The sequence below is a fragment of the Candidatus Paracaedibacteraceae bacterium genome (assembly GCA_019636055.1).
Lineage (GTDB): Bacteria > Pseudomonadota > Alphaproteobacteria > Paracaedibacterales > Paracaedibacteraceae > Paracaedibacter.
The window spans coordinates 20486-33796 of record JAHBYH010000003.1; the positions used below are offsets into that span (position 1 = coordinate 20486).

A 13311-nucleotide genomic window follows, 5' to 3' on the forward strand; every position below is an offset into this window, starting at 1 on the left:
TACTAAAAGAGCCGCTCTTTCATTATGGGTAAAAGATTTTTTGATAAGGTTTCTTTTGCCCTCTTTAATTTAAGGTGACGGCTTTGTGAAACTACTCTCACTCAATAATGTATTCATGACCTTGTGCTTTGATCATGGCGCATATATCGTCGATTGAATGGTTAATCGCATCCAAATCTGTTCCGCGCACGACAAGGCTAACACCCCATTTCCCGGGGGATAGAAATGATGGGTAGCTCCCAATCTCAACTGTGGTATGGGCGTTCTGAATATCCGTCAGGGGTTGAGCGATATCATTTTCTAAGATAAAGCTCTTAATTGTTTTTGCATGAAACGTTTGTCCTATTTTTAAGGTCGGAATGATCACATCAAACATAGCTTGCATAACGGCGGGAATACCGGCCATACAATAAACATTTTTAATCTGAAAACCTGGGGCGGCACTGACAGGGTTTTTAATTAAACTGCTGCCTTCAGGGATGATGGCCATTTTGAGGCGCGTTTCATTAAGGCGTTCAAGATAATAAGTTTGCAAGATTTTAACAGCCTCAGGGTCTGTATGAAGGCTCCGGTTAAAAGCTTTTGCGATGCTAGCAGCCGTGATATCATCATGAGTTGCGCCGATGCCTCCGGTTGTAAAAACTTGATCATATTTGTCTGATAACGTCCGAATTGCATCAATAATCATCCCCTCAATATCAGGTATGATTCTGACTTCACTCAAGGTAACGCCAAGGTCACTCAAACGTTTTGCTATAAAATTAACATTAGCGTCTTGGGTTCGCCCAGATAGAACTTCATTGCCGATTACGAGGATAGCTGCAGTAGGATTTGTCATCTTGTGTGAATTATCGTATGGTTAATCAACTTAATATAATAATAGACGGTTCTATGAAATTTGAAAATCCCCTTGTGACAGAGGATTGTTCGATGAAAGGTAATATCGTGTCTGATTTGTCAAACATAAAGTCCGAAATAGAATTACAGCTTATTCCCACGATCAAGAAATTAGTTGTTGGGGCTAGAGAAACCATCATTCGTTCTGCGAACTCAGAACTTGTTATGCTTAATTGGTCTATAGGTAGAGTTATCAAGGTAGATATCCAGAAATATGGTAGAGCTGATTATGGGGAGCAAATTGTTGCGACAGTGTCGCAACAATTAACTTTAGATTGTGGACGAGGGTTTACTAAGACTGCAATTTCAAGAATGATCAAGTTTTATGACTTATTTCCGGATGACTCAATTGTCGCGACACTGTCGCAACAATTGAGTTGGAGTCATATTGTTGAAATTTTGCCTTTAGAGGATCGACTAAAAAGAGACTTTTATATTGAACTGTGCTGTGCTGAGCGATGGAGTGTTCGTATTCTCAGGGAAAAAATACAAGGAATGTTGTTTGAGAGGACGGCTCTTTCAAAAAAACCAGAATTAACAATTAAGAACGATTTAGAAGTATTGCGTCAGACTGGGAATGTAACGGCAAATATTGTATTGAAAGATCCGTATGTACTAGATTTCTTGGGTTTAGAGGATGCTTATAGTGAGGGGGAACTGGAGCAAGCAATACTCCGTGATCTAGAGAAATTCTTGCTAGAGCTTGGCGGGGATTTTACATTTGTAGCTCGGCAGAAACGTATCTCAATCGGTCATGAAGATTTTTACATTGATTTACTTTTTTATCATAGGGGCTTAAATAGACTCATTTTGATTGAGTTGAAATTAGGGAAATTTCAAGCATCTTACAAAGGGTAGGTTGAATTATATCTTCGTTGGTTAGATCGATATGAAAGGAAAGAGGGAGAAGAATCTCCGCTTGGAATTATTTTGTGTGCAGAAAAAAACCAAGAACAAGTTGAGTTGTTAAATCTAGAGAAGAGTGACATTCATGTGGCTCAATATCTTACTAAACCACTTGAGAAAGTCCTCAAAGAAAAACTACATCTAGCTGTTCAGAAAAATAGAGAGTAAAATATATGAAATTTGAAAATCCCCTTGTGACAGGCAAATTAATTAAGCGCTATAAACGATTTTTGACAGATGTGAGGTTAGATTCGGGTGAAGTTGTGACAGCTCATTGTACGAGTACGGGTGCGATGTTGGGATTGTTGAATGAGGGTTCGACTGTCTGGTTGAGTCCTGCAACAAATCCTGAACGTAAACTTAAATACACATGGGAAATGGTTGAAAGCGATGGCGTGAAGGTGGGCGTGAATACGTCTCATCCTAATAACCTGACACAAGAAGCAATTGAGGCTGGTATTATTCCAGAGCTTACCGGGTATACAAAGATTCGCCGTGAAGTTAAATACGGAATAAATTCGCGAATTGATTTATTATTGCAGGACGGTCCTCAGTCTAATTGTTATGTGGAAGTTAAAAATGTGCATTTGCGCCGCGGAGGACTCGTTGAGTTTCCTGATGCCGTGACGGAGCGGGGAGCTAAACATCTTAGGGAAATGGCTGAAATGGTGCTACAGGGGTTTCGAGCTGCTATGGTTTATGTGGTGCAGCGGGATGATTGTGACCGCTTTAGCTTGGCAAAGGATATTGATCCAGTGTATGCTGCAATAGCTGCTGATGTTTTTGCTAAGGGCGTTGAGGCGTACGCCTATGCTTGTGATATGCAAGACGACGGCATTAGGTTATACCGACGATTAACACTAGACTTATAATATGACACTAAATTTACAAGATCGAATTTTGTATCGCGATGCGATGATTTTAATCATTAACAAACCAAAGGGGTATGCTGTTCACAAGGGCAAAGGTCGTAAACCAAATCTTGAGGATTATTTTCATCAGCTTCAATTTGGCTTGCCGAATGTTCCTGGTTTGGGGCACCGATTGGATGCGTCAACAAGTGGCTGTTTGGTTTTTGGTCGCCATGCTAAGGCTTTGCGTCGTTTAGGTGTTTTGTTCAGCAGTGGGCAGATTAAAAAGACGTATTGGGCTATTGTCAAAGGCCATTTGCCAGATAATTTAGGTGTTATTGATTTGCCACTGGCTAAGATGAATGACCGTAAAAGTAATTGGTGGATGAAAGTGGATCTGAATGGTCAGCGTGCTGTTACGGAATACAAAGTTTTAGGTAAGACAGCCAACCATAGTTTTGTTGAGTTAAGTCCGATTACAGGGCGTACTCACCAACTGCGTGTCCATCTCGAAGCATTAGGATGCCCTATTGTTGGTGATCCTGTCTATGGGAGAGAGACACCAGATCTTGATGATGATTACTTGCATTTACTGGCAAGATCTATTGAGATTCCTCTTTATCCAAAAAAGGATCCGGTTAGTGCGGTAGCGCCGGTTCCGGAGCATATGCTGGCGTTGATGAACACATTTAATCTTCACGAAGTTTGAGTTCCTTTGAGATCTTTTAAACGTGTGTTATCCTGAATTCAGTGTTTTGAGGAAAAGAAGAATTACCATGAAAATTGTTGTGCTCAAAGAGACAGCGGCTCATGAGGGTCGCGTATCAATAACCCCAGAGATTGTCAAAAAATTAGTTGATCAAGGGCATGGGGTTCATGTCGAAAAGGACGCTGGTAAACCAGCTGGATTTGCGGATGCTGATTATACAAAATCCGGAGCGACAATCGCTAAAGATTTAGCTAAGGACTTGGCGGATGCTGATGTTGTAACCAGTGTTGTTTTTGATGGTGTTGAGAAACTTAAGGGTGCCAAAGATAATCTAATTTTAATCTCAATGATTAAACCCTATCAAAATGACAAAGCTTTGAAAGATTTGGCTAAGAAAAAAATCACAAGTCTTGCCTTAGAGTTTATCCCGCGGATTTCGCGGGCCCAAGCTATGGATGTTTTGTCGTCCCAAGCTAACTTAGCCGGATATAAAGCTGTGGTTGATGCCGCGGCTGAATTTGGGCGGGCTATGCCCATGATGATGACAGCAGCAGGAACAATCCCACCGGCGCGTGTCTTGATCTTGGGGGCTGGCGTTGCGGGGCTTCAGGCGATTGCCACAGCAAAGCGGATGGGGGCTATTGTCAGCGCCTTTGACGTTCGCCCTGCTGTTAAAGAGCAAGTTGAAAGTTTGGGTGCAAGCTTTGTTGAGGTCGAAGCCACAGAGTCCGGTGATGGTGCTGGTGGATATGCAAAAGAAATGAGTGATGACTATAAAAAGCGTCAAGCTGAGAAATTGGCAGAAGTTATTGCGACTCAAGATATCATTGTGACAACGGCCTTAATTCCAGGAAAAGCGGCGCCTATTTTGATCACGGCTGATATGGTTAAATCGATGAAAGAAGGCTCAATCATTTATGACTTGGCTGTTGAAAATGGTGGAAACTGTGAATTATCTGAGTTTGGAAAAACTGTTACAAAGCACGGTGTCCGCATCTTTGGTTATCCAAATGTCCCAAGTCGTATCGCGTTTGATGCCAGCAGTGTTTTTGCTCGCAATATTTTTAACTTGTTGAAAATTATGGTGAACGGTGAGGGGGCTGTTGCTCTTGATTTCAACGATGAAATCATTAAAGGATGTTGTTTAACCCACGATGGTGCTGTTGTTCACACCAATTTTGCAAAATAAGAGAGGTTATCTATGGATGTAAATTCCTTAATTGAGCGGATGGAAAAGCTCAAAGTCGCAGTGGCTGAGATTGGTAATCATGCCAATAAAGTCGAGGCGTCCCTTCGGCAAATGGTGCAAAACACGGATGTGGCGCCGACAGATCCCTTTATCATGGGGTTGACGGTTTTTGCGCTGGCGTGTTTTGTTGGTTATTATGTTGTTTGGAAAGTGACGCCAGCCTTGCATTCCCCGTTGATGGCGGTGACCAATGCGATCTCTAGCGTGATCATTGTTGGGGCAATTGTGGCGGCTGGACCCGTTGAAATGGGCGCGTCTGCGTTTTTTGGGTTTTTGGCCGTAACATTAGCATCTGTTAACATTTTCGGTGGCTTTATGGTCACTCAGCGCATGCTTGACATGTTTTCAAAAAGCAAATAGGTAGGAGTCTCTGATGAGTGCAAGTTTTTCTTCATTTTTGTATTTAGTTTCTGCCGTTTGTTTTATTTTGGCATTGAAAGGATTGTCGTCGGCAAAAACTTCTCGTGCTGGTAATATGTACGGTATGGTGGGTATGGCAGTTGCCATTCTTACAACAATTTTGTCCCCGTCCGTAGCTAGCTATAGCTATATCTTGCTTGGCCTTGTTGTTGGTGGTGGTGTTGGATTTGTTATTGCTAAGAAAATCCAAATGACCGCGCTGCCGCAGTTAGTTGCAGGATTTCATAGCTTTGTTGGTTTGGCGGCTGTTTTTGTTGCGGCCTCAGCCCTCTTAGCCCCAGCGTCATTCGGTATCGGTGTTGAAGGGGCGATTCACACGTCAAGCCTGATTGAAATGGGCTTAGGATCAGCCATTGGTGCGATTACGTTTTCAGGTTCTCTTGTTGCCTTTGGTAAATTGCAAGGATTAATTGGTGGTAAACCTTTGTCATTTAAGGGGCAACACCAACTTAATGCGATTCTGGGTGGTTTAATTCTTTTGTTAATTGCAGGATTTGTTGGCAGTCAATCCCACTTTATGTTCTGGGCGTTGACACTGGTTGCTTTGGCTTTGGGCTTTTTGTTGATTCTGCCAATTGGTGGGGCTGATATGCCTGTTGTTGTGTCCATGTTGAACTCTTATTCAGGGTGGGCAGCAGCCGGTATTGGTTTTACCCTGAATAACCATTTGTTGATTATTACAGGAGCCTTAGTCGGTGCATCGGGTGCGATCCTCAGCTACATCATGTGTAAGGGAATGAATCGCTCGATCGTTAGTGTTATCTTAGGCGGTTTTGGCGCTGAAGCAGCAGTTGCTAGCGGATTGTCCTCATCTCAGGAAGATCGTCCTGTTAAGGTGAGCGGATCTGAAGATGCAGCCTTTATGTTATCTAATGCACGCTCTGTTGTCATTGTTCCTGGGTACGGTATGGCTGTTGCGCAAGCTCAACATGCGTTGCGTGAAATGGCTGATATGCTAAAGAAAGCTGGTGTTAAAGTCAGATATGCAATTCACCCTGTTGCAGGACGTATGCCGGGGCACATGAATGTTCTATTAGCTGAGGCTAATGTTCCTTATGATGATGTGTTGGAACTAGAAGACATTAATTCTGATTTTGGTACAACAGACGTGGCTTTTGTTATTGGTGCGAATGACATCACCAATCCTGCGGCCAAAACGGATAAATCATCACCAATTTATGGAATGCCGATCTTGGATGTCGAAAAGGCAAAGACAGTCTTATTCGTTAAGCGTTCTTTGGCCTCTGGTTATGCAGGTGTCGATAATGACTTGTTCTATCGTGATAATACCTTTATGGTGTTGGGCGATGCGAAAAAAGTCTGTGAAGAAATTGTAAAATCAATGGATTAAAAAAAGGGGGGGCTAAAAGCTCCCTCTTTTCTTATATTTTTAGCGGTACAGCCAGAGAGGAATAAAGGTTAAAAATTAAGGAAAACTGATGCTAATTTTATTGTAAAAATCAATTGCAAAAAACTGTTCTTAATGTCAAATTCATTAATAACCGGTAAAGTCATTTCCCATAAATATTGCCATTAATAACTGTTTTGGGGCGGTTCGATGAGATAAAATTAATCTGGTAGAAGGTAGGTAATAATGAATGAAGTTAATTTCTTATTAAAAACGTTCCCCCGTAATCATGACCTATCAAAAAAGAATACCTTTAAGTTGATCATAGAACGTTTGCCTGTTCCTATAATCATTTTTGACCGAAACTTAAGATTTATAGCTGCAAGCGATCGGTTCTTTGATGAATCACCTTTAGAAAAGAGGAACGTTCATCCGGATGACCACTGGTACAGTCTTATTCCTGATATGCCTATAAAATGGAAAAAGATTCACCAGCGATGTTTACATGGTGAGGAATTGAAAAGCGATGAAGACCTCTTTTATAGAAAAGACGGGAGTATTGAGTGTTGGAAATGGGAAATTAGGCCTTGGTATTTATCCAGCGGAGAAATTGGCGGAATTATTCTATACGTGGAAAATATTACGGCTAGGAAGACGGCTGAAATACAGTTGCAAGAGAGTATCTCTTCTTTAGAGAAGTCTAACGATAGTTTATCAAAATTTGCTAATATCTGCGCTCATGATTTAAACCAGTCGCTTCGGACGATATCGTTGTATGCACAAATGGCTCAGACAAAATCTGCTGAGAGATCTCAGGAAAGTTTAAATGAGTATACAGCTGCTATTATTAATGCCATTGACCAAATGAAAAAGATAGTTGAAAATACTTTGGTCTTTTCTCGATCGATAGGCAAAAATATTATCATGACTAATTTTTGCATGGAGGATGCTGTTCGAAAATCAGTTATGTTGCTGACAAATGAAATTTTAAAAAAAGAAGCATCCGTAAATTATGATGCCTTACCTTATGTTAGGGCTAATAAGGATCTTATAATCCAGTTAATGCAAAATCTAATCTCTAACTCCCTAAAATATACGAAAAGCTCTCCTGTTATTAATATAAAAGCCGTTGACAAGGGAAATGTATTCTTATTCTCAGTAGAAGATAATGGTATAGGAATCGAAAGTAAGTATTTGCGAAAGATTTTTTCTGAGAATGTTCGGGTAAACTATGCAGATCAAAAAGGCAGTGGTTTAGGTTTATCTCATTGTAAAAAAATCATCAAATCTCATGGTGGGCGGATCTGGGCAAGCTCGTGTCTTGAAAAAGGGACGACTATATTTTTTACTCTTCCTCAGCCGGTAGATAGCAGTAAAAAAGAGGACGTCGTAGATAGTTTGATTCTGGCGCCAGTGGGCGACAGTAAGAAAGAGGATGTCGCAGATAGTCCGAGTCTCGTGCCAATAGATGACAGTGGAAAAGAGGGCGTTGAAGACACTCTGAGTCCAGCGTGAAAAATGCGAGAGGCTAAAAATTGGATTGCTAAACAAATTCTCTTTAGTTCTTTAAAAAGGAGTGTGGCTTTTTAGAGGTGGTCGGAAATGCCCTTTTAACGGGTTTCTTGCGCACTAAATTAGGGCTATTAATGCTACTTTTAACTGTCTCGGACATTCAGTTGGAAGGCTCCTTTTATTGTGTTCTTGGCAAGGCTTTATTCATAAAAAAACAGGGGTAATTTTCATTAGCCCCTGCCTATACTCAATAAGAACGAATTCTTATTTTGCCAAAGTCTTTTGGACTTTTTCAACGATAGACTTGAATGTTTCCGGGTTGGACATAGCCAAACCTGCCAAAACCTTACGATCCATGTCGATGCCGGCCTTGATCAATCCCCCCATAAAGGTTGAATAGTTCAAGCCATATTCCCGGACGCCAGCATTGATACGTTGGATCCAAAGGGCGCGGAATGTACGCTTTTTGGCGCGACGGTCGCGGTATGCATATTGCAAACCTTTTTCAACACGTTGAATTGCCGGACGGAAACAGGTACCGCTTCTGCCGCGATAACCCTTAGCCATCTTAATGATTTTTTTGTGACGAGCGTGTGTTGTCACACCTCTTTTTACGCGTGCCATAGTCTGTTCTCCCTAAAAATTATACATGAAAATAAAAGGTACGAACTTTTTTGGCGAAGCTTTCGCTCATGATCGCTGTCCCGCGGGCGTTGCGAATGAACTTATTGGAACGCTTGCGCATACCGTGACGCTTACCAGCTTGGCCCATTTTAACCTTGCCGGAAGCTGTGAGCTTGAAACGCTTTTTTGCGCTGCTCTTTGTTTTCATCTTGGGCATTTTGTACTCTCTTATGTTAAATTAATGTATTGTGCTTGGGCATGCCCGACAAAGCCGATAGCCATATTCATCTTAGCTCTTGGGCATCGCAACTGTGTTGCTTGCATACTCGGTGTACGCTTTGCTTTTTGTTGCTTGTCCAATAATTAATCTAAACGACTATAATAGACCTGTCTCGCCTGGACACAATGATACCTAGAAAACTAAGTATCCTCTATTTATACATGATTTGTATTGAAAATAAAAGAGATTTTGTTCGTTTAGCAGACTCCTGCGTTTTGCTATGTGTTGCTCTAGATCAGCTGCCAATATATAGTTGTTCAATTGAGTCTGGTGAGCCTGGAATAATAAAAACTGATTTTTGCTTGAACATCTTCTTTTGCGGATAATTCTGTTTCGACGTACAAGTCAATATCCCCACCTTTTCGTGTGTCGTCTGCTCGTGATCCAAATAGCTATAGATGATCGTTAGCTCCAAAATTCTTTTTAAAACTCATTTTTATGGCAGATAATTCGGGTTCGGATAAACGCATATTTCCCATCTAAGCCAAGACAATACATTTTCCTGTTAGCATCTTGCAGGCTCCGTTGGCCTGAGGGGCGGGGATGCCTGTGACTTGAGGGGCGTATAAGGTTTTCTTGCCTCGTTTAACTTTGTGGACATTAACTTTGCCATAGCCAATTTTTTTGATAGCATCGCGCGCGATCGCTTTAGCTTTTTTTTCATTTGATACTGTTGTCAGCTGAATCGTTCGTTTTGAAAAGGTTTTTTTTGACGGAGATGACGGCGCCGTCGGCCTTGACCAATTGGCAGGCAGAGCTTTAGGCTCATTATCCGGTGTGTATTGGCATGTTTGTGTTGCTATAGGAATATCTTCGTGAATTGCTTCGTGTAATAAGCTGTCGATATCGGGAGTTGAATGAGAGGTAGTATCGATGGATTCATAGGATATTTCTTGCAAAACCTCTTGTTCATCTTCATATTCAGCGATCATATCATTAAGTTGGGTATCATCGATAATGGGGACGTCACGGTGGGCACCATTGCGCGCAAAATACGTCTCGAATAGTTCGGTGACACGTCGGTCGCGCCAGTGTCGGTTAGGTCCCCCCATGACGACTGTGATCAGGCGGCGACGTTGATTTGAGTTTGTTGCCCGAACAGCTGATGCTGCGAGATTAAAACCAGAAGCACCGATGAAGCCTGTTTTAATGCCGTCAACGCCTTGGACTTTTCCGAGTAAGTGGTTGTGGTTGCGATGCTCTGTTCCCTTGTAGAAAAAACTGCGTAAGCTAAAGTATTTGTATTGATTGGGATAATCGCGGTATAGGGCACGTGATAAAACTGCCATATCACGTGCACTGGTTATTTGGGATGGATTAGGAAGACCCGAGGCATTTTTAAAAACAGTTGTCCGCATCCCTAAAGCCCGTGCTTTTTGAGTCATCTTACGGGCAAAGGCTTCTTCGCTGCCGCCTAAATGTTCTGCAACAACTACAGCAGCATCATTGGCAGATTTGGTGACAAGACCTAAAATTGCTGCTTTGAGTGAAATTGTCTCGCCGGGAACTAACCCTAATTTGGACGGGGCTTGACGCGATGCACGCGCCGATACAGGGAGGCGTGTCCCAAGGGTGATGCGACCTTCTCTCAGAGCTTCAAACGCCATGTAGAGTGTCATCATTTTTGTGAGAGAAGCAGGGTGTCGGATGCCATCTGCATCTTCGTTATGGAGGATTTGGCCTGTTTCGGCGTCCATGACAATGGATGAGTATTTTGGCGTGTATGGTTTGGGTGTGATTTTTTTGCGTAGCCGTGCATCTGAATCGCTTGCACTTACGATAAGCCCAAGAACCAATAAACTGACACGTCGCCACATAAAAATTAAAATCCCCACCACACCCCTTATTTCTTTATCTTACCTTATTTTTTAGGGAAATGAGAGAAAAAATATTTGGTAAAAAAAACTTTTAATCTTAGTTTAAAATCCCTATTTAACTCGAAGTAAGTTGTGGAGTTTTTATATGAAATTTTTATTCTGTGTTATTTTTGTTTTTACCACTCAGGCTGCGGAATTATTGACTGGCCAACTGGATTATGAAAAATATTCAAATGTTGTTCAAGAACGTTGTCGTGTTAGTTTTAGCGATAATATCTCTTTGCACTTAAAAGAGGTGTCATATACACAAGATCGAAACCGCTTGACTCTATTGAGGGTGATCCGACCTCTTAATGAAGGGGAAGTGTTAGTAAAATCATCAAAGACTATTCTAAAAGATGATCAGCTCTTTGTCGTGGTCGGTAAATTACACCTTATTGAATATAATCACCCGAAATCTTATCAGATGCCATTTATGTTAGATTTCCTGTACGTGTTCGAGGGGAATCAGGGTCAAGGTATTGGTCCAAAAGCTTTGTCATGTCTTAAGGATATTGTGACGATCTTAAGTCAGTATTCAAGTTTCTACAGAACCATCGGTTTACTGTCTAAAGATGTTGATTATCATGTTGGGGATCAACATGTTCAATTGCCCAAAGTGCCAAGGCGCGTTGATTTTTACATGAAATCAGGGTTTCATCTTCATCCGGAGGCTATTGAATTGATTCGGTTCTTAGATGTCGGGCACATGGTCCGTCAGATGACTGTATCGCGACTTGCAGACTATATGAGTTATTACCTTTTTAAAGAGGAGTCTAAATCAAAACTCAAAACGCTAGCTAAAACCATACTTCCGAAGCTTATTGACGAATATAAAATTCCTTTACCTTTGGATTTTTTGATTGCTTGTGTTCGTTATGATGGTAATGAATCATTATTTCCGATTTTGAATCGTTCTTATTACCGGGAAGGTATATCCGATGCGCATCAACAATTACATCCTAATTTCAGTTATTTGATGTATTGGACTGTTGGGCAAGAGCCTGATCAACGGGGGTTGAATCCACAGAATTATCCGGTACAACCACAAGAATTTTTAGCATCTATAGAAGTTGGAGAGGATTATTTACTCGCGGATCAGATCCGGCTTAATGACTCTATTATTCTTTTAAAGCAGAGTATGCCTGTGAAACGGGGGCGCCCGATTGGGACTAAGGGTATGAAGAGACCGTTAGAGTTCGTGGATGCCTTTTTGACTGATGAAAGTCAAAGTAAACGTATGTGTCTAGAAGAGGCTAGAAATCTTGGGTTGATTGTACACACACCTTTTAAGGATTTAGACCGCGAACAGCAAGGCGAAAACCTTGTTCATAGGGGTTTAGAGGTTGATCTGGGACAATAAAGTAGTTCTTGATAGAATTTTCTTTTGGTTTGAAACATTGCGTTTTTCCTTTTTCAACCCGATACATGGTTTTTGTGCCTAAAATCCCTGATTTTCGTATCTCAAAAGATTCATTTGAGTTAACCCATTGCCGTGTTTTGAAGTTGTAAACCTCTAACATAAAACAGATGGCTTTAAAGTGGGTTGAGAAATTAAGCGAGAATTTTGCACGTGTTTTTGAATTCTGATCGAGTAGCCTAAAATCTTCTTTGGGTTCGTAAATCTTAACATCAATTAAATTACCATTCGTTGTTTTTTGGATCTCTGTGTCCGGTAGGGGAGAACTTTTATAGTGGTTGTCCCATGTGGGTTTATCGTGTAATCCTTTAGGACCTAAATCTCCGGCTAGTCCCCAACGGCCTTTCCAGTTGACCCATGGGGTTGTATTATCGATCATGACAATTTTTTCCCAAGTCCGCCAAGATGTGTTCCCTTTGTCAACAAGGTCGCCATCACTGGTTGGGCGAAGACCATAGGTCTGTGGGTAAGATGCGTGTCCGTATTTTGCTGAATAAATAATGGGGTGTTCGTATTCGTAAAAATCAACCCTGGGTTTTGGGTTGCCATAAATCGTAACAAGTTCACCGCGTTCCCGTCCATGGCGTGAGAAATAAATGTCCATAATTTTCCAATCGTTGCCCACTTTTTGGATTGTGACAACGATATGTTCCCAGTCCCCTTCATGGATTCCTAGGGGGCCACGTCCCCCCAAAGCAATCGGTGCAAATGGTCCATTATAGGTATAATGAAACCAATATTGAATATGGGCCTTAATCGGGCTCGTGAAGACAACTTTGCTGTAAACTGGTGCCGGGGATGATCCATCCTGACGTAAAGGCAGGCCTGCGTAGGCTTTGCGATTGCCCATCAGATCAAGAGCGATGTCTTCCTTGTTATTTATTGGTTCCATGAGTTGATTTACATAAACTTGCCCCTTGGGTATAATCTCTGTCACTTTTGCTGCCCGTGATATGGGTTTGACGGGGCCAATGCCGTATTCTTTTTCACGCACATCCACACGAACAAGGCGAGAATTTTTGAGGAAAAATTCAACTGAACATGGAAAATATTTTTCGCCCGAATGAAAAAAGACCAGAGGGGCGAATCGTTCGGCAAGTTCCTTAGAATTTGCGTATAGAGAAGGGTTGTCTTGAAAGTCTTGAGCGGATACATCATTGTCTATACTGAAATGAGCACTTACCATATTTGTTATAAACATAAGGGTAGCTAGAACTTGCATGAAGACCTCCTACTGCC

12 protein-coding genes and 1 pseudogene are annotated in these 13311 nt (G+C 41.6%); 8 read left to right on the top strand and 5 right to left on the bottom strand.

The genetic code is table 11. The features are described 5' to 3' along the window. Positions 1-97: 97 nt before the first annotated feature. Positions 98-838, bottom strand: a complete 741-nt coding sequence (locus KF820_05720; GenBank protein ID MBX3457842.1) for a competence/damage-inducible protein A — start codon at positions 836-838, stop codon at positions 98-100. A 224-nt stretch (positions 839-1062) separates the two neighbouring features. Between KF820_05720 and KF820_05725 the strand changes: the two are divergent. From KF820_05725 to KF820_05755, 7 genes and pseudogenes are all read left to right on the top strand, one after another. Next, positions 1063-1971 (top strand): annotated as a pseudogene (locus KF820_05725) (DUF1016 family protein). A gap of 5 nt (positions 1972-1976) precedes the next feature. Then, a complete protein-coding gene (gene sfsA / locus KF820_05730) occupies positions 1977-2675 on the top strand; it encodes a DNA/RNA nuclease SfsA (GenBank protein ID MBX3457843.1) in 699 nt (232 codons plus the stop codon). 1 nt (position 2676) lies between these two features. After that, on the top strand, positions 2677-3363 hold the full coding sequence (locus KF820_05735) for an RNA pseudouridine synthase (protein ID MBX3457844.1): 687 nt from the start codon (positions 2677-2679) through the stop codon (positions 3361-3363). A gap of 67 nt (positions 3364-3430) precedes the next feature. Beyond that, entirely contained in the window at positions 3431-4552 is a 1122-nt protein-coding gene (locus tag KF820_05740) for a Re/Si-specific NAD(P)(+) transhydrogenase subunit alpha (GenBank protein ID MBX3457845.1), read from the top strand. A 12-nt stretch (positions 4553-4564) separates the two neighbouring features. Further along, entirely contained in the window at positions 4565-4972 is a 408-nt protein-coding gene (locus tag KF820_05745) for an NAD(P) transhydrogenase subunit alpha (GenBank protein ID MBX3457846.1), read from the top strand. Positions 4973-4985: 13 nt separating this feature from the next. After that, complete coding sequence (locus KF820_05750; GenBank protein ID MBX3457847.1) at positions 4986-6383, top strand: NAD(P)(+) transhydrogenase (Re/Si-specific) subunit beta; 1398 nt, start codon at positions 4986-4988, stop codon at positions 6381-6383. Positions 6384-6626: 243 nt separating this feature from the next. Then, positions 6627-7895 (top strand): PAS domain S-box protein, encoded by a 1269-nt coding sequence (locus KF820_05755; protein ID MBX3457848.1) that lies wholly within the window; start codon positions 6627-6629, stop codon positions 7893-7895. Between the two features lie 261 nt (positions 7896-8156). Here KF820_05755 and rplT read toward each other — a convergent pair whose 3' ends face one another. The 3 genes from rplT to KF820_05770 all read right to left on the bottom strand — a co-directional run bounded on the left by rplT (position 8157) and on the right by KF820_05770 (position 10613). After that, positions 8157-8516, bottom strand: coding sequence for a 50S ribosomal protein L20 (rplT, locus tag KF820_05760; GenBank protein MBX3457849.1), 360 nt, complete (start codon positions 8514-8516; stop codon positions 8157-8159). Between the two features lie 19 nt (positions 8517-8535). After that, positions 8536-8733 carry a 50S ribosomal protein L35 gene (rpmI, locus tag KF820_05765; protein MBX3457850.1) on the bottom strand — a complete coding sequence of 66 codons (198 nt, stop codon included), beginning with the start codon at positions 8731-8733 and terminating at the stop codon, positions 8536-8538. A 542-nt stretch (positions 8734-9275) separates the two neighbouring features. Continuing rightward, on the bottom strand, positions 9276-10613 hold the full coding sequence (locus KF820_05770) for a D-alanyl-D-alanine carboxypeptidase (protein MBX3457851.1): 1338 nt from the start codon (positions 10611-10613) through the stop codon (positions 9276-9278). 145 nt (positions 10614-10758) lie between these two features. On the opposite strand from KF820_05770, the gene KF820_05775 reads away from it, so the two are divergent. Further along, positions 10759-12015, top strand: coding sequence for a hypothetical protein (locus KF820_05775; GenBank protein ID MBX3457852.1), 1257 nt, complete (start codon positions 10759-10761; stop codon positions 12013-12015). On the opposite strand, the gene KF820_05780 is transcribed toward KF820_05775, so the two are convergent. Then, a complete protein-coding gene (locus tag KF820_05780; GenBank protein MBX3457853.1) occupies positions 11942-13294 on the bottom strand; it encodes a Vps62-related protein in 1353 nt (450 codons plus the stop codon). The genes KF820_05775 and KF820_05780 overlap by 74 nt on opposite strands. Between the last annotated feature and the right edge of the window lie 17 nt (positions 13295-13311).